Source organism: Mycobacterium sp. UM_Kg1 (genome assembly GCF_000972925.1).
Taxonomy (GTDB): Bacteria; Actinomycetota; Actinomycetes; order Mycobacteriales; family Mycobacteriaceae; genus Mycobacterium; species Mycobacterium hiberniae.
In genome coordinates this window covers 1-19,084 of the sequence record NZ_JRMK01000018.1, presented here as the reverse complement: position 1 = coordinate 19,084, position 19,084 = coordinate 1, and the positions used below count along the sequence as shown (strand labels likewise).

Annotated in this window: 16 protein-coding genes; 14 read left to right on the top strand and 2 right to left on the bottom strand. The window is 71.3% G+C overall.

Translation table 11 applies throughout. From position 1 onward, the window contains the following. Positions 1-158: 158 nt before the first annotated feature. A complete protein-coding gene (locus LI92_RS04675) occupies positions 159-1,052 on the top strand; it encodes a mycobacterial-type methylenetetrahydrofolate reductase (RefSeq protein ID WP_046316467.1) in 894 nt (297 codons plus the stop codon). Between the two features lie 11 nt (positions 1,053-1,063). Here the strand turns inward: LI92_RS04675 and LI92_RS04670 are convergent, their stop codons facing one another. Both LI92_RS04670 and LI92_RS04665 read right to left on the bottom strand, forming a co-directional pair. Next, positions 1,064-1,720, bottom strand: a complete 657-nt coding sequence (locus tag LI92_RS04670; RefSeq protein ID WP_163787298.1) for an LppM family (lipo)protein — start codon at positions 1,718-1,720, stop codon at positions 1,064-1,066. Between the two features lie 129 nt (positions 1,721-1,849). Then, the gene (locus LI92_RS04665) at positions 1,850-2,413 is read right to left on the bottom strand and encodes a GNAT family N-acetyltransferase (RefSeq protein ID WP_046316465.1); all 564 of its coding nucleotides are present in this window, start codon (positions 2,411-2,413) and stop codon (positions 1,850-1,852) included. A 212-nt stretch (positions 2,414-2,625) separates the two neighbouring features. Between LI92_RS04665 and LI92_RS04660 the strand changes: the two genes are divergently transcribed. The 13 genes from LI92_RS04660 (at position 2,626) to LI92_RS04600 (ending at position 19,003) form a co-directional block, all read left to right on the top strand. Continuing rightward, entirely contained in the window at positions 2,626-3,027 is a 402-nt protein-coding gene (locus LI92_RS04660) for an SCO2097 family morphological protein (RefSeq protein ID WP_046316463.1), read from the top strand. A 308-nt stretch (positions 3,028-3,335) separates the two neighbouring features. After that, complete coding sequence (gene mraZ, locus LI92_RS04655; RefSeq protein WP_046316461.1) at positions 3,336-3,767, top strand: division/cell wall cluster transcriptional repressor MraZ; 432 nt, start codon at positions 3,336-3,338, stop codon at positions 3,765-3,767. After that, complete coding sequence (gene rsmH, locus LI92_RS04650; RefSeq protein ID WP_082109554.1) at positions 3,742-4,917, top strand: 16S rRNA (cytosine(1402)-N(4))-methyltransferase RsmH; 1,176 nt, start codon at positions 3,742-3,744, stop codon at positions 4,915-4,917. The genes mraZ and rsmH overlap by 26 nt, the downstream gene beginning before the upstream one ends. Continuing rightward, the gene (gene ftsL / locus LI92_RS22905; protein ID WP_046316459.1) at positions 4,917-6,029 is read left to right on the top strand and encodes a cell division protein FtsL; all 1,113 of its coding nucleotides are present in this window, start codon (positions 4,917-4,919) and stop codon (positions 6,027-6,029) included. Before rsmH ends, ftsL begins: the two co-directional genes overlap by 1 nt. Next, positions 6,026-8,026, top strand: coding sequence for a peptidoglycan D,D-transpeptidase FtsI family protein (locus LI92_RS04640; protein ID WP_082109553.1), 2,001 nt, complete (start codon positions 6,026-6,028; stop codon positions 8,024-8,026). Before ftsL ends, LI92_RS04640 begins: the two co-directional genes overlap by 4 nt. A gap of 128 nt (positions 8,027-8,154) precedes the next feature. Beyond that, positions 8,155-9,702: a UDP-N-acetylmuramoyl-L-alanyl-D-glutamate--2,6-diaminopimelate ligase gene (locus tag LI92_RS04635; RefSeq protein ID WP_152665333.1), complete on the top strand. Its 1,548-nt coding sequence runs from the start codon at positions 8,155-8,157 to the stop codon at positions 9,700-9,702. Beyond that, positions 9,699-11,231: a UDP-N-acetylmuramoyl-tripeptide--D-alanyl-D-alanine ligase gene (locus LI92_RS04630; protein ID WP_046316453.1), complete on the top strand. Its 1,533-nt coding sequence runs from the start codon at positions 9,699-9,701 to the stop codon at positions 11,229-11,231. Before LI92_RS04635 ends, LI92_RS04630 begins: the two co-directional genes overlap by 4 nt. After that, a complete protein-coding gene (gene mraY / locus LI92_RS04625; protein WP_046316451.1) occupies positions 11,228-12,307 on the top strand; it encodes a phospho-N-acetylmuramoyl-pentapeptide-transferase in 1,080 nt (359 codons plus the stop codon). Before LI92_RS04630 ends, mraY begins: the two co-directional genes overlap by 4 nt. 1 nt (position 12,308) lies before the next feature. Beyond that, a complete protein-coding gene (murD, locus tag LI92_RS04620; RefSeq protein WP_286134856.1) occupies positions 12,309-13,799 on the top strand; it encodes a UDP-N-acetylmuramoyl-L-alanine--D-glutamate ligase in 1,491 nt (496 codons plus the stop codon). Positions 13,800-13,804: 5 nt separating this feature from the next. After that, complete coding sequence (ftsW, locus tag LI92_RS04615; protein ID WP_502691398.1) at positions 13,805-15,313, top strand: putative lipid II flippase FtsW; 1,509 nt, start codon at positions 13,805-13,807, stop codon at positions 15,311-15,313. 93 nt (positions 15,314-15,406) lie between these two features. Then, complete coding sequence (murG, locus tag LI92_RS04610) at positions 15,407-16,474, top strand: undecaprenyldiphospho-muramoylpentapeptide beta-N-acetylglucosaminyltransferase (protein WP_502691397.1); 1,068 nt, start codon at positions 15,407-15,409, stop codon at positions 16,472-16,474. Then, the gene (murC, locus tag LI92_RS04605) at positions 16,464-17,942 is read left to right on the top strand and encodes a UDP-N-acetylmuramate--L-alanine ligase (RefSeq protein ID WP_082109552.1); all 1,479 of its coding nucleotides are present in this window, start codon (positions 16,464-16,466) and stop codon (positions 17,940-17,942) included. The genes murG and murC overlap by 11 nt, the downstream gene beginning before the upstream one ends. Before the next feature lie 62 nt (positions 17,943-18,004). Next, positions 18,005-19,003: a cell division protein FtsQ/DivIB gene (locus LI92_RS04600; RefSeq protein ID WP_046316508.1), complete on the top strand. Its 999-nt coding sequence runs from the start codon at positions 18,005-18,007 to the stop codon at positions 19,001-19,003. Positions 19,004-19,084: the final 81 nt, after the last annotated feature.

Here is a 19,084-nt window from a genome sequence, read left to right as displayed (position 1 = left end):
GCCCCGGGCGGGAACCCCCAGCCTGGGTCCAGCGTAGAGTGTGCCACCACGCCCGGGGGGGACTCAGGCCGGTGGCGGCCGACGGCGGCCAGGGCCGTCGGCCCGCGCCCTGTGGCACTGTTGACGTCTGCGGACCGTCTTTCATGAGGAGCTACCACGTGACCTTGAACACCGTCGCACTCGAGCTTGTCCCACCGAACGTGGAACGGGGTCCCGAGCAGACGATCGAGGAGGCGCACAAGGTCGTGCGGTTCGCCGCCGAAACCGGCCTGCAGGGCAAGATCCGCCACATCCTGATGCCGGGGATGATCGCCGAGGAGGACGACCGCCCCATCGAGATGAAGCCCAAGCTCGACGTGCTGGACTTCTGGCAGGCGATCCGCCCCGAGCTGCCGGGCATGGCCGGGTTGTGCACCCAGGTCACCTCGTTTTCCGACGAGGCCGGCCTACGCAGCCGGCTGCGTGAGCTCACCACGGCGGGGATCGAGGGCGTGGTGTTCGTGGGCGTGCCCCGCACCATGGCCGACGGCGAGGGCTCGGGCGTGCCGCCGACCGATGCGCTGGCGATGTTTCGTGACGACGTGTCCAACCGCGGCGCGATCCTGATTCCGACCCGGGCCGAGGAGCTCGGCCGGTTCCGTTTCAAGTGCGAACGCGGGGCGACCTTCGCGCTGACTCAGCTGTTGTACTCCGACGCGATCGTGTCGTTCCTCACCGAGTTCGCCAAGCACAGCGATGCCCGGCCGGAGATCCTGCTGTCGTTCGGCTTTGTCCCCACGGTCGAGAACCGGGTCGGTCTGATCAACTGGCTGATTCAAGATCCGGGCAACCCGGCGGTGGCCGCCGAACAGGCGTTCGTCAAGACGCTGGCCGACAGCGAACCCGAACAGCGGCGCAAGCTGATGCTGGACCTCTACAAGCGGGTGATCGACGGCGTCGCGGATCTGGGCTTCCCGTTGAGCATTCATCTGGAGGCGACGTACGGGGTGTCGGCGGCGGCGTTTCGGACCTTTGCGCAGATGCTCGACTACTGGTCGCCCGGGCCGAGCTGAGCGGCGCGGCCTCAGACGCCGGCGTCGTCGGGCGAACGGAACCGCGGTGAGCGGTCCCGGCCCTGCCACGCCATCAGCGCGACCAGGCCTGCCGCGGCGAACGTCGACAGGGTCAGCCACAGGGCGGCGTGGGCGAACGAGCGCGTGCTGGGGTCGGTGTAGCGGGCCTGGGCGCTCATGGTGCTCACCACACCGGGCTTGAGTTTCCAGCGCACCATGTCGCCGCCGAGGCGGTCGCCGTTGGTGGAGGTCACCTCGCCGGGGAACGCCACGCTCAGCTCGACGTCGGCCTCGGGGTCTTCGAGGGTGGTCAGATCGACGCGGCCCTCGAGGATCACCAGATTGCCGGCGCGCCGCAGCGACAGGTCCACCCCGGCGGCGTCGCGGTGCATACCGGCCAGCTGCGGCAGTTCGGCGAAGGTCAGATCGGAGAACACCGCCTGGGAGCCGACGTAGCCGTCCCGGTTGTAGTTGGAGATCGCGACTTTCTGGGGGAACGGCACGTCGGCGCTGAGCTTGGGACCGGTGTCGTTGTCGTTGCGTGGCTTGGCCGCCACGATCAGCTGGCCGGAGACCTGGTCGTCGGGCGAGACGGTGATGCTGGCGCGGATGCGGACGCATCCGGCCAGTGGGACCGTGATCAGCAGCAGCGCCACCAGGGCTGTCAGCCGGCGGTGGGCGCCGAACCGTCGGGCCCGGCCTGGAACGCGGACCCGCCAAAGCGATCGCCGAAGATGCACGAGGTCATCGTGCCAGACCGGGACCCCGGTGCGGTGATGACGCGGCAGGTGGGGCCGCTATAACGGCAGCGGCCGGCCCAGGATGGCGAAGGGCCGCGGATCGCCGGCGAAGTGGTGCCCGCGCATGATGTCGGTGAAACCCAGCCGGCGGTACAACCGCCAGGCGCGATTGCTCTCACCGCTTGTTTCCGGGGTGGACAGCAGCACGCTGGCCTCGGGACGTCCGGTCAGCAGGCGCCGCAGCAGGGCCTCGCCCAGACCGCCACCCTGCGCCCGCGGCGTCACGTGCAGTTCGGTCAGCTCGAAGTAACTGGTCATCAGGCGGATGATCTCCGACCGGGGCAGGCCGCGGCGCTGCAGACCCAGCACCACCTGCTGCTGCCACCACTGGTCGGGGGCGCCGCAGTAGCCATACGCCACCCCCAGCAGTTCGCCCTGGTCGCCGTCGTCGAAGGCCGCCACCGCACGCCATCCCGTGCGGCGCGTGTGGTCGAGCCACATGGCGGCCCGTTGCCCCTCGGTGCCCGGCGGGTAGCCCATCGCGGTGACATAGACGTGCAGTGCCTCGCCGAGGTGATCTGCCATCTCTCGCGGCGACATGTCGACCAGGAAGGTGACCACAGGGCAGGTTCCTTTCCCGTGTCGGCGAGGTTTCGTCCCTATTATCCGGATTCGTCCTGCGGCGACGGCGGTTGTGGATCGACAACTTCGGACCGGGGCTACAATCGGCTGGTGAAGCCTGTGGTACGGCACAGGCACACCTCGTATCATCAGTGTTATGCCCGCAGCAGGCGTGGGCAGTGATGTGAGCGGCCGTCGGCAAGGAGGGACGAATGCCACTCTCCGACCATGAGCAGCGCATGCTCGATGAGATCGAGAGCGCGCTCTACGCCGAGGACCCCAAATTCGCGTCCAGTGTTCGCGGCGGCGCCCTGCGTACCCCCACCACCCGTCGGCGGGTGCAGGGTATGGCGCTGTTCGTGATCGGTCTGGTGCTGCTGGTCTCCGGCGTTCCGATTTACGCGACCACGGTCAATCCCGGATTCCTGATCCTGAGCGTGCTGGGATTCGTGGTCATGTTCGGCGGGGTGGTGTTCGCCATCACCGGCAACCACGCGGGCCCGGGGCTGGACACCGCCAAGACTGGCGGCGCCGCACAGCGGCGGGTCAAGGGCTCCAGCGGCACGTTCACCAGCCGGATGGAAGACCGTTTCCGTCGCCGGTTCGAACCCTAAGCAGGGTTTTCAGACAGACCGAAGAACTCAAAGGGCAGCCGATCGGCTGCCCTTTCTTCGTTGGGTCGTACGCGCCCTGTCGGCGCCTCGGTGGGGCGCCGTGGGGAGCGCACCCCACCATGCCCCACTTTGTCTCCAGCGCTGTGAGCTGGACTTTTCCTGCCTGTTTGGGTCCTGAGTGGGCCGGTGTGGGCGGTCTGGGGGGTCGACGGTGGGGCAGAGGGGGGAATCCGACCCCTGAAATGGTGCATAGTGGGGGAATGTGGGGTATCGTGGGCTGACGACGACGACCGGGCGGGAGGTAGCCGATGTTCCTCGGCACCTACACGCCCAAGCTCGACGACAAGGGGCGGCTGACACTGCCCGCGAAGTTTCGTGATGCGCTGGCAGGAGGGTTGATGGTCACCAAGAGTCAGGACCACAGCCTGGCCGTGTATCCCCGTGCGGAGTTCGAGCAGTTGGCCCGCCGGGCAGCGAAGGCTTCGCGCAGCAACCCGGACGCGCGGGCCTTCCTGCGCAACCTGGCTGCCGCCACCGACGAGCAGCACCCCGACGCCCAGGGCCGGATCACCTTGTCGCCCGACCACCGCCGCTACGCGAACCTTTCCAAGGAGTGTGTGGTCATCGGCTCGGTCGACTACCTGGAGATCTGGGACGCGCAGGCCTGGAGCGACTACCAGCAGTTGCACGAAGAGAACTTCTCCGCGGCCAGCGATGAAGCACTCAGCGACATCATCTGAGGCGCACGCCCGTGCCTCGTGGCCTCTGTCCGAACCGACCCTGACGTACTTCCCCAACGTCAGGTTCGCACCGTCGGGCAGGGACCTCGAGGCAAGGGCTGCCGACCGCGCATTTCACGGGGCGCAACGGGGAGGTGCTGCTGTGGCCGAGCAGGGCGAATTCGGACACGTGCCGGTTCTGCTGGAGCGCAGCGTGCAGCTGCTGGCGCCGGCCTTGACCAGGCGGTCGGCCGACGGCGACGGCGCCACCCTGGTCGACGCCACGCTGGGAGCCGGCGGCCACACCGAGCGCTTTCTCACCGAGTTCCCCGGCCTGCGCGTCATCGGGCTCGACCGTGACACCACCGCACTGGCAATCGCGGGCGCGCGGCTGGCCAGGTTCTCCGATCGCCTCACCATGGTGCACACCCGCTACGACGGAATCGCCGCCGCGCTGACCGAATCGGGACTGGCCCCCACCGGCTCGGTGGACGCGGTGTTGTTCGACCTCGGGGTGTCCTCGATGCAGCTCGACCGGGCGGAACGCGGATTCTCCTACGCCCAGGACGCGCCGTTGGACATGCGGATGGACCCGGACGGCGAACTGACCGCCGCCGACATCGTGAACACCTACGACGCCGCGGCGCTCACCGACATTCTGCGCCGCTACGGCGAGGAGCGGTTTGCCGCGCGGATCGCCTCCCACATCGTGCGTCGCCGGGCCCACACACCGTTCACCTCGACCGGGCAGCTGACGGAGCTGCTCTACGAGGCGATCCCGGCAGCGGCGCGGCGAACCGGCGGGCATCCGGCCAAGCGCACGTTTCAGGCGTTGCGGATCGCGGTCAACGGCGAGCTGGACTCGCTGCGGGCCGCGCTGCCGGCGGCGCTGGACGCGCTGACGGTGGGGGGACGGGTGGCGGTGATGGCCTACCAGTCGTTGGAGGACCGCATCGTCAAACAGCTGTTCGCCGCGGCGACGGCGTCGCGCACGCCGGTCGGTCTGCCGGTCGAATTGCCGGGTGACGAACCGAAATTCATCAGTCTGACCAGGGGCGCCGAGCGGGCCGAGGCCGATGAGGTCGAGCGCAACCCGCGAGCGGGGTCGGTGCGGCTACGTGCCGTCGAGCGCGTGCAGGCCGGGCCGATCGTGGCATCGAGGGGGAAGTGATGGCGACCAAGCGCACCGCGGGGGCACGGCAGGCCGACCGCGGTCCCGGTCCCGAGGGCATGCCCCGCACCGGCGCACGCCGGGGTGGCGACGCTGCACAGTCCCGGGGCCCGCGCCGGCAGCGCGGGACCGCGCCCGCACCGGGCCGGGAGTCGCGACCGCGCACCGGACCGCAGCGGGCGGCATCGCCTCGCCCCGACGCCCGGCCGGTTCCGCCGAAGAGCACCAAGCAGGCGAAGGCCCGCGCCAAGGCGCGAAAGGCCAAAGCCCCCAAGGTGGTCCGCGTACCGCTGCGGGAACGGCTGATCGCCCGGCTGGCCTCGGTCGACCTGCGGCCACGCACCCTGGCGGCCAAGGTTCCGTTCGTGGTGCTGGTCATCGGTGCGCTGGGCATCGGGCTGGGAATCACGCTGTGGCTCTCGACAGACGCCGCCGAGCGCTCCTACGAGTTGGGTAACATCCGGGAGCGCAACCGGGTGCTGTTGCAGCAGAAGGAAGCACTCGAACGCGACGTCCTCACGGCCGAGTCGGCGCCCGCGCTGGCCGAGGCCGCGCGCGAACTGGGCATGATCCCCAGCCGCGACACCGCGCACCTGGTTCAGGACCCGGTCGGCAACTGGGTGGTCGTCGGCGTGCCGAAACCTGCCGAGGGGGCACCGCCGCCGCCGCTGAACATCAAGTTGCCCGACGACACGGCGCCGCCGGCCGAGGTGCCGGTGCGGCTGCCGTTCACCGAGCCCAAGCCGGACAGTCGCCATCTGCGCGGCGGTTTCCCGCCTGCTGCGGTGACACCCGGTGCGCCGCTGACCATTCCGGGCCTGCCCGGCGCGCCCGGTACGCCGGTCCGCGGACCGTTGCCCGGGCCCAGCGCACAGGAGATTCCGCACCTGTCGACACCGGCCGTCCCGGCCGCCGGTGTCCCGCCTGTGCTGCTGCCCCCTGGCACGGCGGTCCCGCCCGAGACGGTGGTACCGCTGCAGCGCCCGGTTGCGCAGCCAGGCGTACCGCCGGCCGGGGCAGTCCTACCGCCGACCGGGGCGGGGCTGGCGCCGCTGCCCGCGCCGGCGGCGGAACGCGTAACGGCGCCGGTGAGCACCGGAGTCGTGCGATGAGACGGGCCGCGCGGGGGAGCGGCCCGGCACGTCGTGACCATGGTCCGGCCGCGGCCGGCAGGCGAAAGGCCCGCCGCGCGGCCACTGCCAAAACAGGCAAGGCCGCCAAGGCCGCCAAGGAGACGAAAGTGGCTCCGGCGACTGAGCATTCGGCTCGCGAACGCCGGACCCGCCCGGCCGCCGAACTGGGCGTGCGCAGTGCGTCGTTCGTCTTCCGGCACCGCGTCGGCAACGCGGTCATCTTCCTGGTGCTGGCGTTGTCGGCGGCCCAGCTGTTCTCCCTGCAGGTTCCTCGTGCGTCCGGGCTGCGGGCCGAGGCCGCCGGGCAACTCAAGGTCACCGACGTTCAGCAGGCGTTGCGCGGCGACATCATCGACCGCACCGGGGACAAGCTCGCGTTCACCATCGAGGCCCGCGCGTTGTCCTTCCAGCCGGCGAAGATCCGCAAGCAACTCGCCGAAGCCCGGAAGCTGGACCCGTCGGCCCCCGATCCCGAGCTGCGGCTGCAGGAGATCGCCAAAGAGGTCTCGCAGCGACTCGGCAACAAGCCCGACGCCGCCGCGTTGCTCAAGAAGCTGCGCAGCGACGAGACCTTCGTGTACCTGGCTCGGGCCGTCGACCCCGCGGTGGCCGAGGTGATCACCGAGAAATGCCCCGAGGTCGGCAGCGAGCGCCAGGATCTGCGGCAATACCCGGGCGGTTCGCTGGCGGCCAACATCATCGGCGGTATCGACTGGGACGGCCACGGCCTGCTGGGCCTGGAGGACTCGATGGACGCCGTGCTGGCCGGCACCGACGGGTCGATCACCTACGACCGGGGTTCGGACGGTGTGGTGATCCCGGGCAGTTACCGCAACCGCCATAAGGCGGTCAACGGGTCGACGGTCCAGCTCACCATCGACGACGACATCCAGTTCTACGTCCAGCAGCAGGTGCAGCAGGCCAAGAACCTCTCCGGCGCCCACGACGTCACGGCGGTGGTGCTCGACGCGCACTCCGGTGAGGTGCTGGCCATGGCCGGCGACAACACCTTCGACCCGTCCCAAGACATCGGGCGCCAGGAGGACCGCGAACTCGGCAATCGGGCGGTGTCGTCGCCGTTTGAGCCGGGCTCGGTCAACAAGGTCGTCACGGCCGCCTCGGTCATCGAATACGGGCTCGGTCACCCCGACGAGGTGCTGCAGGTGCCCGGCTCGATCAACATCGCCGACGTCACCGTCCGGGATGCCTGGGAACACGGCGTCGTGCCCTACACCATGACCGGAATCTTCGGAAAGTCCTCCAACGTCGGCACTCTGATGCTGGCGCAACGGGTGGGCCCCGAGCGCTGGTTCGACATGGTGGAGAAGTTCGGCCTGGGTCAGCGCACCGGGGTGGCCCTGCCCGGTGAGAGCGCCGGTCTGGTCCCGCCGGTGGACCAATGGTCGGGCAGCTCCTTTGCCAACCTGCCGATCGGCCAGGGTCTGTCGATGACGCTGCTGCAGATGACCGGGATGTACCAGGCGATCGCCAACGACGGCCTGCGCATCCCGCCGCGCATCATCAAGGCCACCATCGGCCCCGACGGCACGCGCGCCGAGGAGCCGCGGCCCGAGGGCATCCGGGTGGTCTCGGAGCAGACCGCGGCGACGGTGCGCAACATGCTGCGCTCGGTGGTGCAGCGCGATCCCACCGGCGTGCAGCAGGGCACCGGTTGGCAGGCCGCGGTCGACGGCTATCAGATCGCCGGAAAGACCGGTACCGCACAGCAGATCAACCCGGCCTGCGGCTGCTACTACGACGACGTCTACTGGATCACCTTTGCCGGGATAGCCCCGGCGGACAACCCGCGCTACGTCATCGGGCTGATGATGAACAACCCCCACCGCGCCGCGGACGGCTCGCCCGGCACCTCGGCGGCGCCGCTGTTCCACAACATCGCCGGCTGGCTGCTGCAGCGCCACAACGTGCCCTTGTCGCCCGACCCCGGTCCGCCGCTGGTCCTGCAGGCGATGTAGTCCACCGGGCTCTGCAAAAGACCGCCCCGAGCGCCCCAAGCCCGATCGCCTGCGCTGCGGACACCGCCCGCCTAGGTAGTCTCAGGGCCGATCCGGACGACCCGGCCGGCAGCACAGGGAGGTGATGGCTGGTGCCTGCTCTGCGCCCCGATGCCGATGCCGGCTCATCGCTGCGCGCACTCGCCGCCCAGATCGGGGCGGTCGCGGTCACCGGCGACGTGGTGCCGGAGCTGCCGATCACCGGGCTGACCCTGCGCGCCCAGGACGTGCGGCCCGGCGACCTGTTCGCCGCGCTTCCGGGCGCGAGCACCCACGGTGCGCGGTTTGCGCCCGACGCGCTCGCGCGGGGTGCGGTGGCGGTGCTCTCCGACGGGGCCGGGGCCGCCATGATCGCCGAGGACGCTGTTGCGTCCGGGGCCCCGGTCCTGGTGCATCCGGCGCCCCGCGCCGTGCTGGGCGAGCTGGCGGCGCAGGTCTACGGGCATCCCTGCGAGCGGGTCACCGTCATCGGCATCACCGGGACATCGGGCAAGACCACCACCACCTATCTGGTGGAAGCCGGACTGCGGGCCGCGGGCCGCATCGCCGGGCTGATCGGCACGGTCGGCGTCCGCATCGACGGCGCCGACCTGCCCAGCGCCCTGACCACCCCCGAGGCGCCCGCGCTGCAGGCCCTGCTGGCCGCGATGGCCCAGCGCGGCGTGGACACCGCCGTCATGGAGGTCTCCAGCCATGCCCTGACGCTGGGCCGGGTCGACGGCACCCGCTTCGCGGTGGGCGCCTTCACCAATCTGTCGCGTGATCATCTGGACTTCCACCCGAGCATGGCGGACTACTTCGAGGCCAAGGCCCGGCTGTTCGACCCGGCGTCGCCCCTGCATGCCGCCCGGTCGGTGGTCTGCGTGGACGACGACGCCGGCGCGGCGATGGCGGCCCGCGCGAACGCGCCGGTCACCGTCAGCACCACGGGCCGCCCGGCGGACTGGAGTGTGGAGCAGGTGCGTTCCGGCGGATCGCGCGGGCGCGAGTTCGTGGCCGTCGATCCCGCCGGGGTGCACCATCGGATCGGCATCGGCTTGCCCGGCGACTACAACATCGCCAACACCCTTGTGGCACTGGCTGTTCTCGACGCGGTGGGGGTGTCGCCGGAACAGGCCGCGCCCGGTCTGCGGGCCGCGCGGGTGCCGGGACGCATGGAGCCCATCGACCGGGGCCAGGACTTTTTGGCGCTGGTCGACTACGCGCACAAGCCCGGGGCGCTGGCGGCGGTGCTGGCGACGCTGCGACACGAGCTGCGCGACACCTCCGGACGGCTGGCCGTGGTGTTCGGCGCGGGCGGTGACCGCGACGCCGGCAAACGAGCGCCGATGGGACGTATCGCCGCAGACACCGCCGATCTGGTGGTCGTCACCGACGACAATCCGCGCGGGGAGGATCCCGGCGAGATCCGGCGCGCGGTTCTGGCCGGGGCCGCGCAGGGCAGCGCCGAGGTGGTCGAGATCGGTGACCGGCGGGCCGCGATCGAGCACGCGGTGGCGTGGGCGCGGCCCGGCGACGTGGTGCTGGTCGCGGGCAAGGGACACGAGACCGGGCAGACCGCCGGCGGGCACACCGCACCGTTCGACGACCGCGTGGAGCTGGCCCACGCGCTGGAAGCCCTGGGGCAGCACCGATGATCGCGCTGACCGTCGCGCAGGTCGCCGAGATCGTCGGCGGCCGGCTGGCCGACATCACCCCCGAGCAGGCGCAGCGCACCGTCGTCACCGGCACGGTGGAGTTCGATTCCCGCCGGATCAGCCCGGGCGCGCTGTTCCTGGCCCTGCCCGGTGCCCGCTCCGACGGTCACGACCACGCGGCGGCGGCGGTCGAGGCCGGCGCGGTGGCGGTGCTGGCGGCGCGCCCGGTCGGCGTGCCGGCGATCGTGGTCAGTCCCGGAGATTCGGCCTCCGACAGCCGATCCGGTGCCCTCGAACACGACGACGCGGCGGGATCCGGCGCCGCGGTGCTGGCCGCGCTGGCCAGACTGGCCGCCGCGGTCTCGGCCACCCTGGTCGCCGGCGGGCTGAAGATCATCGGCGTGACCGGCTCCTCGGGCAAGACCTCCACCAAGGATCTGATCGCCGCGGTGCTCGCGCCGCTGGGCGAGGTGGTCGCGCCGCCCGGGTCGTTCAACAACGAGCTGGGGCATCCCTGGACGGTGCTGCGGGCCGACGAGAACACCGATTTCCTGGTGCTGGAGCTCTCGGCGCGTCATCGCGGCAACATCGCGGCGCTCGCGGCGATCGCCCCGCCGCAGATCGCGGTGGTACTCAACGTCGGGACCGCGCACCTGGGTGAGTTCGGTTCGCGCGAAGCGATAGCCGAGACCAAAGCCGAACTGGTCCAAGCTGTTCCAGAGTCCGGTGTGGCGATCCTCAACGTCGACGACTCCGCGGTGGCGGCGATGGCCGAGTCGACCGTGGCCCGGGTGGTGCGGGTCAGCCGGTCGGCTCCGGCCGACGTCTGGGCCGGACCGGTGGTGCTCGACGAGCTGGCTCGGCCGCGGTTCACCCTGCACTACGGGCCCCAGGGTGTAGGCGGCGTCGAAGTTGCGCTCGGGGTCTCCGGCGATCACCAGGTGAGCAACGCGCTGTGTGCCGCGGCGGTCGCGCGCGAATGCGGCGCCACGGCGCAACAGGTGGCCGACGCCCTGGCCGGGGCCGGACCGGCCTCGCGGCACCGGATGCAGGTCAGCACCCGCGCGGACGGCGTGATCGTGATCGACGACTCCTACAACGCCAACCCGGATTCCATGCGGGCGGCGCTGCAGGCGCTGGCCTGGATCGCCCGCACGGAGCCGGCGCCCGGTTCACCCACGCCCGCCGGCCGGCGGCGCAGCTGGGCGGTGCTCGGCGAGATGGCCGAGCTGGGCGAGGACGCGATATCTGAGCATGACCGCATCGGACGGCTCGCGGTGCGCTTAGATGTGTCTCGTCTCATTGTCGTCGGAGTTGGGAGATCGATGGGCGCGATGCTGCACGGCGCGGTCATGGAGGGTTCGTGGGGCGCCGAGGCCACTGCGGTCCCCGACGTCGATGCCGCCCTGGCCCTGTTGCGCGCCGAACTCCAGGCCGGAGACGTGGTGCTGGTCAAGGCGTCGAACTCCGCCGGGCTGACCGCGCTGGCGCAGGCACTGGCCGCCGATGACGCGGGAGAGCGTCGATGATCATGATTCTGATCGCGGCCGGTGTCGCGCTGCTGGTCGCGATCCTGCTGACCCCGGTGCTGATCCGGGTGTTCACCAAGCAGGGATTCGGCCAGGAGATCCGCGAGGACGGCCCGGCCAGCCACCACAGCAAGCGCGGCACTCCGTCGATGGGCGGTGTGGCCATCGTGGCGGGGATCTGGGCGGGCTACCTGACCGCCGAACTGGCCGGCCTGGTGTTCTACGGCACCGGGCCGACGGCCTCGGGGCTGCTGGTGCTCGGGCTGGCGACCGCGCTGGGCGGGGTCGGCTTCGTCGACGACATGATCAAGATCCGCCGCTCCCGCAACCTCGGGTTGAACAAGACCGCCAAGACCGTCGGGCAGGTCACCGCGGCCACGCTGTTCGGTCTGCTGGTGCTGTGCTTCCGCAACAGCTCCGGGCTGACCCCGGGCAGTCTGCAGCTGTCCTATGTCCGCGACATCGCCACGGTCACATTGCCGCCGGCGTTGTTCGTGCTGTTCGTCATCGTGATCGTCAGCGCCTGGTCGAACGCGGTCAACTTCACCGACGGCCTGGACGGGCTGGCCGCCGGATCGATGGCGATGGTCAGCGCCGCCTATGTGCTGATCACCGTCATGCAGCACCGCAACGCCTGCGCGATCGCCCCCGGCCTGGGCTGCTACAACGTGCGCGACCCGCTGGACCTGGCGCTGATCGCCGCCGCCACTGCGGGCGCCTGTATCGGCTTCCTGTGGTGGAACGCCGCGCCGGCGAAGATCTTCATGGGCGACACCGGGTCGCTGGCGCTGGGCGGGGTGATCGCCGGCATGTCGATCACCACCCGCACCGAGATCCTGGCGGTGGGGCTCGGCGGGCTGTTCGTCGCCGAGATCACCTCGGTGGTCATCCAGATCGTGGCGTTTCGCAGCACCGGCCGCCGGGTGTTCCGGATGGCCCCGTTCCATCACCACTTCGAGCTGGCCGGCTGGGCCGAGACCACCGTGATCATCCGGTTCTGGCTGCTCACCGCCATCGCCTGCGGCTTGGGCGTCTCCATGTTCTACGGCGAGTGGTTCACCGTCGTAGGTGGCTGAGGTGTCACCCGAACCGGGCCCGGACGGGCTGAGCGTGCTGTCTCCCGGCGCGCGGGTACTGGTCGCCGGGGCCGGGGTGACCGGCCGGGCTGTCCTGACCGCGTTGGCGCCGTTGGGTCTGGAGCTGACCCTGTGCGACGACAACGTCGCCGCGCTGGGCGAGCACCGGGTCAGCGGCTGCAGCCCGGCGGCGGCTGCGGCGCGGATCGGCGACTATGCGCTGGTGGTCACCAGCCCCGGATTCGACCCGGCCACTCCGCTGCTGGCCGCCGCCGCGGCAGCCGGGGTGCCGATCTGGGGGGACGTGGAGCTGGCGTGGCGACTCGACGCCGCCGGCCGTTACGGGCCGCCGCGGCGCTGGCTGGTGGTCACGGGCACCAACGGCAAAACCACCACCACCTCGATGCTGTACGCCATGCTGACTGCCGCGGGCCTGCCTGCTCAGTTGTGCGGCAACATCGGCAACCCGGTCCTGGACGTCTTGTCGTCGGCACCCGAGCGCGCGGAGGAGGTGCTGGCTGTCGAGCTGTCCAGTTTCCAGCTGCACTGGGCCCCGTCGCTGCGTCCAGAGGCGGGTGTGGTGCTCAACATCGCCGAGGACCACCTGGACTGGCACGGCAGCATGGCCGCCTACACCGCTGCCAAGGCGCGTGCGCTCAGTGGCCGGGTGGCGGTGGCCGGGATGGACGACGCCCGTGCCGCGGCCGTGCTGCAGGCGTCGGAGGCACCGGTCAAGGTGGGCTTTCGGCTCGGCGAACCCGGGCGCGGGGAGCTCGGGGGCGTCGACGGCATGCTGGTCGACCGGGCCTTCGCCGCCGGGGACGTGGTGCTGGCGCCGGTGGCGACGCTGCCGGTGGCAGGGCCGGTGGGTATTCTCGATGCGCTGGCGGCCGCGGCGCTGGCGCGCAGTGTCGGCGTGCCGCCGCAGGCGATCGCCGACGCGCTGGCGTCCTTCCAGGTCGGTCGGCATCGCGCCGAACTCGTCGTCGTCGACGGCGGGGTTCGCTACGTCGACGACTCCAAGGCCACCAATCCGCACGCCGCCGAGGCCTCGGTGCGGGCTCATCCCCGGGTGGTCTGGGTCGCCGGTGGGCTGCTCAAAGGTGCCGCGATCGAGCCGACGGTCGCCCGGATCGCCGATCGCCTGGCCGGGGCCGTCCTGATCGGCCGGGATCGCGCCGAGGTTGCCAAGGCGTTATCACGACACGCACCGGATGTTCCGGTCGTCCACGTTGTGACAGGCGAGGATGGTGGTATGGCTGATGCTGCTGTGTCTCCAGTTACTCGTGTGGTTCAAGTGGCGGATGGGCCCCAGGAGTCGCTGGGCTCCCGGGTGATGACAGCGGTGGTGGCCGCCGCCCGCGGCCTGGCCCGCCCCGGCGACACGGTGCTGCTGGCACCGGCGGGGGCATCCTTCGACCAGTTCGCCGGCTACGGCGCCCGGGGCGACGCCTTCGCGGCCGCCGCCCGCGCAGCGGCGGGATCGGTGTGATCGGGCTGCTGGCCCGGCTGCGGCGCGGTGCCGGGTCCGCAGACGCAGCTTCGACGGACGCGGCGACCGAACACAGCGCGCCGGCAGAGGCCCGCACCCGCTTCGGCGCCTGGCTGGGCCGGCCGATGACATCGTTTCACCTGATCGTGGCCATCGCCGCGCTGCTGACCACCCTCGGGCTGATCATGGTGCTGTCGGCCTCGGGGGTGGAGTCCTACGGCGTCGACGGGTCGGCGTGGCTGATCTTCGCCAAGCAGGTGCTGTGGACGGTGATCGGGCTCTTCGGCTGCTACGTGGCGTTGCGCATGCCGGTCCGCTTCATGCGCCGGATGGCCTTTCCCGGCTTCGCCTTCACCATCGTGCTGCTGGTGCTGGTGCTGATCCCGGGCATCGGGACGCTGTCCAACGGCTCTCGCGGCTGGTTCGTCATCGCAGGCTTCTCGATGCAGCCCTCCGAGCTGGCCAAGATCGCCTTCGCCATCTGGGGTGCGCACCTGCTGGCCAGCCGCCGCATGGAGCGCGCGACGCTGCGCGAAATGCTGGTCCCGCTGGTGCCGGCCGCGGTGGTGGCGCTGGTGCTCATCGTCGCCCAGCCCGACCTGGGGCAGACGGTCTCGCTGGGCATCATCCTGCTGGCGCTGCTGTGGTACGCCGGTCTGCCGCTGAAGGTGTTCACCAGCTCGCTGCTGTCGGTGGTGTCCGCCGCCGTGATCCTGGCCCTCTCGGAGGGCTACCGCTCCGACCGGGTGCGGTCCTGGCTAGACCCCGACGCGGACCCGCAGAACGCCGGCTACCAGGCACGTCAGGCGAAATTCGCCCTGGCCAACGGTGGCATCTTCGGCGACGGCCTGGGCCAGGGCACCGCGAAGTGGAATTACCTGCCCAACGCCCACAACGACTTCATCTTCGCCATCATCGGCGAGGAACTCGGCTTCATCGGCGGTTTCGGGCTGCTGGCGCTGTTCGGGCTGTTCGCCTACACCGGCATGCGGATCGCCAAACGTTCCGCCGATCCCTTCCTGCGGCTGTTGACCGCCGCCACCACCATGTGGGTGATCGGTCAGTCGTTCATCAACGTCGGCTACGTGATCGGCCTGCTGCCCGTGACCGGGATTCAGCTGCCCCTGATTTCCGCGGGCGGAACCTCCACGGCGACAACCCTGTTCATGATCGGAATCATGGCCAACGCGGCGCGCCACGAACCGGAGGCGGTGGCCGCGCTGCGCGCCGGCGCCGACGACCGGATGAACCGGATACTGCGCCTGCCGCTGCCGGAGCCGTACGCGCCGACCCGCATCGAGGCCCTGCGCGACCGGCTGCGGTCACGCCCGCAGCAGCCGGCCCGGCCGCGGGCGGCGGCACGGCCCTCGGCCCGCCAGCGTCCCGCCCCGCAGGCGCAGGCCCGGGCGGCGAGCCGGGGCACTCGGCGCACAGGGCAAAATGGAGGCGGCCGGCGTCACGCCGGGCCGCGTCCGACCGGCGGACGCGCACGAGCATTGGAAGGTCAGCGATAGGCGGTGAACGACTCGGTCAGCAAGCCGGACCGCGGCGCCCCGTTATCGGTGGTCCTGGCCGGCGGCGGCACCGCCGGCCATGTCGAGCCCGCGATGGCCGTCGCCGACGCGCTGCGCGCCCTGGATGCCGACGTCCGGATCACCGCACTGGGCACCGCCCGCGGCCTGGAGACCCGGCTGGTGCCCGCCCGCGGCTACGACCTGCAGTTGATCACCCCGGTGCCGTTGCCCCGCAAACTCAACGCCGACCTGGCCCGGCTGCCGCTGCGGGTGCTGCGTGCGGTGCGGGAGACCCGGGCGGTGCTGCGTGCCGTGCAGGCCGACGTGGTGATCGGTTTCGGCGGCTATGTGGCGCTGCCGGCGTACCTGGCCGCCGGCGGCCGGGGCTCCAGGCGGGTGCCGGTGGTGATCCACGAGGCCAACGCCCGCGCCGGCCTGGCCAACCGGGTCGGGGCCCGCGGGGCGCAGCGCGTGCTGTCGGCGGTCGCCGACTGCGGGCTGGCCCACTGCGAGGTGGTCGGGGTTCCGGTGCGCCCGGCGATCACCACTTTGGACCGGGCCGGGTTGCGCGCGGCGGCCCGCGCCGAGTTCGGCTTCGCCGACGACGCCAAGGTGCTGCTGGTCTTCGGCGGCTCGCAGGGCGCCCGCTCGATTAACCAGGCAGTGGCAGGGGCGGCCAAACATCTTGCTGCTGAGGGCATTTCGGTGTTGCACGCACACGGGCCGAAGAACACCCTGGACCTGCCGGAACCCGCGCCGGGCGACCCGCCGTATGTCGCGGTGCCCTATCTGGACCGGATGGACTTGGCTTATGCCGCCGCCGACCTGGCGATCTGCCGTTCCGGGGCGATGACGGTCGCCGAGGTCTCGGCGGTCGGCCTGCCGGCCATCTATGTGCCGCTGCCCATCGGCAACGGCGAACAGCGTCTCAACGCCCTCCCGGTGGTCGATGCCGGCGGCGGGATGCTGGTCGACGACGCCGAGCTGACGCCGGAGTTCGTGGCCGACACCGTCGCCGCCCTGCTCACCGACGACGCGCGGCTGGCCACGATGACCAGCGCCGCGGTTCTGGCCGGGCACCCCGAGGCGGCGCAACGGGTGGCTTCCCTCGCACTCGAGGTCGCCGCGGACCGGCGGTCGGGGAGTCGGCGTGGGCGCTGAGCAACTGCCTGCGGAACTGAGCCGCGTGCACATGGTCGGTATCGGGGGAGCCGGGATGTCCGGCATCGCCCGGATCCTGTTGGACCGCGGGGGACTGGTCTCGGGCTCGGACGCCAAGGAGTCCCGCGGACTTCATGCGCTGCGCGCCCGCGGCGCCCAGGTGCGGATCGGTCACGATGCGTCGGCGCTGGATCTGCTGCCCGGCGGGGTGACCGCGGTGGTCACCACGCACGCGGCCATTCCCAAGACCAATCCCGAACTGGTCGAAGCCCGCCGCCGGGGCATTCCGGTGGTGCTGCGACCGGCGGTGCTGGCAAAGCTGATGGCCGGGCGCACCACCCTGATGGTCACCGGCACCCACGGCAAGACGACGACGACGTCGATGCTCGTGGTCGCGTTGCAGCGCTGCGGGCTGGATCCGTCGTTCGCGGTGGGCGGCGAATTGGGTTCGGCCGGTTCGGAAGCCGGAACCAACGCCCATCACGGCAGCGGACCGCTGTTCGTCGCCGAGGCCGACGAGAGCGACGGCTCGCTGCTGGAGTACGCGCCCAACGTCGCGGTGGTCACCAACATCGAGGCCGACCACCTGGACTTCTTCGGCAGCGCCCAGGCCTACACCGAAGTCTTCGATGCATTCGTCGAGCGGATCGCCCCGGGCGGGGCGGCGGTGGTGTGCGTCGATGACCCCGGCGCCGCCGAGTTGGCCGATCGCACTGCGGCGCAGGGCATCCGGGTGCTGCGGTACGGCAGTCACGGCACGGGTTCGGTGCCGCTCGACGGCACGTTGCTGCGCTGGGAGCAGCAGGGCACCGGTGCGGTCGCCGAGGTCGCGCTGGCCGGGACCGGGCAGCGCGCGACGATGCGGCTGTCGGTGCCCGGCCGCCACATGGCCCTCAACGCGCTGGGCGCCCTGCTGGCCGCGGTGGAGGTCGGCGCGCCGCTGGACGGGGTGCTCGAGGGCCTGGCCGGGTTCGACGGGGTGCGCCGCCGGTTCGAGCTGGTGGGTTCCGCCGGAACCGTCGGCGCGGTGCGGGTCTTCGACGACTACGCGCACCATCCCACCGAGATCGCCGCGACGCTGACCGCGGTGCGGGCGTTGCTCGACGAGCAGGGTTTTGGGCGCAGCCTGGTGGTGTTCCAACCGCATCTGTACTCGCGCACCAAGGAGTTCGCCACCGAGTTCGGCCAGTCGCTGGACGGCGCGGACGAGGTGTTCGTCCTCGACGTCTACGGGGCGCGCGAGACGCCGCTGCCCGGGGTGAGTGGGGCCACTGTCGCCGAACACGTCGGCGTCGACGTGCACTACCTGCCGGACTTCTCGGCGGTGCCCCAGGCGGTCGCGGCGGCGGCCGGTCCCGGTGACGTCATCCTCACCATGGGCGCCGGTGATGTGACCATGCTGGGTCCCGAGATCGTGACCGCGCTGCGGGCGCGGGCCGAGCAGACTCCACCGCCGGGTGTGGGGTGAGCGTGCCGCCCGAGACGCCGGCCGGTCCCCCCGACGAGCCGGACTTCGCCGACGAGCAGGGGATCGCACCGGCCGCCGCCGGGCACGCCGACGAGCCTGCCCAGCGGGCCGCCCAGGGCGAGCCCGTCGCGGGTGACCCGGGCCGGGACGACCCTGCTCAGGGGGCTACCACCCAGGACGAGACCGTCCAGGACGAGGCCGCCCAGGGCGATCAGGAGGCCGGCGGTGCCGAGGAACCCGCGGAGGTGGAGGGCCCGCGGCGCCGGGCCCGGCGGGAGCGCGCGGAGCGCCGTGCCGCCCAGGCGCGCGCCGAGGCGATCGAAGCGGCCCGCCGGGAGGCCAAGCGGCGTGCCCGCGCCGGTTCCGCCGAACCCGACAGGGGCCTGCCCCGCGGCACCATCCGGGGCCTGAAGATGGTGCTGGCGGCCCTGCTGACCGCGGTGCTGGTGGCCGGGCTCGGCCTCATCCTGTATTTCACGCCGCTGATGTCCGTGCGCGAGATCGAGATCACCGGCATCACCGCGGTGACCCGTGAGGAAGTGCTGGACATGGCCCGCGTGCGCCCCGGTACGCCGCTGCTGCAGGTCGACACCGGCCGGGTGGCCGATCGGGTCGCGACCATCCGGCGGGTGGCAAGCACGCGGGTGCAGCGGCAGTACCCGTCGGTGCTGGGGATCTCGGTGGTCGAACGAGTCCCTGTGGTGTACAAGGACTTTCCGGACGGCCCGCATCTGTTCGACCGGGACGGGGTGGATTTCGCGACGGCGCCCCCACCGACGATGCTGCCGTTCTTCGACGTGGAGAACCCCGGCCCGGCCGATCCGTCGACGCTGGCCGCCTTGCAGGTGATGACCTCGCTGGCACCTGAGGTGGCCGGCCAGATCGCCCGGGTTGCCGCCCCGTCGGTGGCCTCGATCACGCTGACGCTCGGCGATGGCCGGGTGGTGGTCTGGGGCAACACCGACCGCACCGCGGAGAAGGCGCAGAAACTCGCGGCGCTGCTGACCCAGCCCGGGCAGACCTATGACGTGTCGAGCCCGGATCTGCCCACCGTGCGCTAGGTGTACTGCCCAGACAGGTTGGTTGAGGAAGTGTGACGACTCGCTGTAGCGGTCGTTGAACGGGGAAGGTCTCCCGTCGTG

What these genes read in the sequence shown, in the direction of transcription:
- murG (WP_502691397.1), top strand. Translation starts at nt 15,407, where the DNA reads ATGGCCGTCGCCGACGCGCTGCGCGCCCTGGATGCCGACGTCCGGATC.
- LI92_RS04630 (WP_046316453.1), top strand. Translation starts at nt 9,699, where the DNA reads ATGATCGCGCTGACCGTCGCGCAGGTCGCCGAGATCGTCGGCGGCCGG.
- LI92_RS04660 (WP_046316463.1), top strand. Translation starts at nt 2,626, where the DNA reads ATGCCACTCTCCGACCATGAGCAGCGCATGCTCGATGAGATCGAGAGC.
- rsmH (WP_082109554.1), top strand. Translation starts at nt 3,742, where the DNA reads ATGAAGCACTCAGCGACATCATCTGAGGCGCACGCCCGTGCCTCGTGG.
- LI92_RS04640 (WP_082109553.1), top strand. Translation starts at nt 6,026, where the DNA reads ATGAGACGGGCCGCGCGGGGGAGCGGCCCGGCACGTCGTGACCATGGT.
- ftsL (WP_046316459.1), top strand. Translation starts at nt 4,917, where the DNA reads ATGGCGACCAAGCGCACCGCGGGGGCACGGCAGGCCGACCGCGGTCCC.
- mraZ (WP_046316461.1), top strand. Translation starts at nt 3,336, where the DNA reads ATGTTCCTCGGCACCTACACGCCCAAGCTCGACGACAAGGGGCGGCTG.
- mraY (WP_046316451.1), top strand. Translation starts at nt 11,228, where the DNA reads ATGATCATGATTCTGATCGCGGCCGGTGTCGCGCTGCTGGTCGCGATC.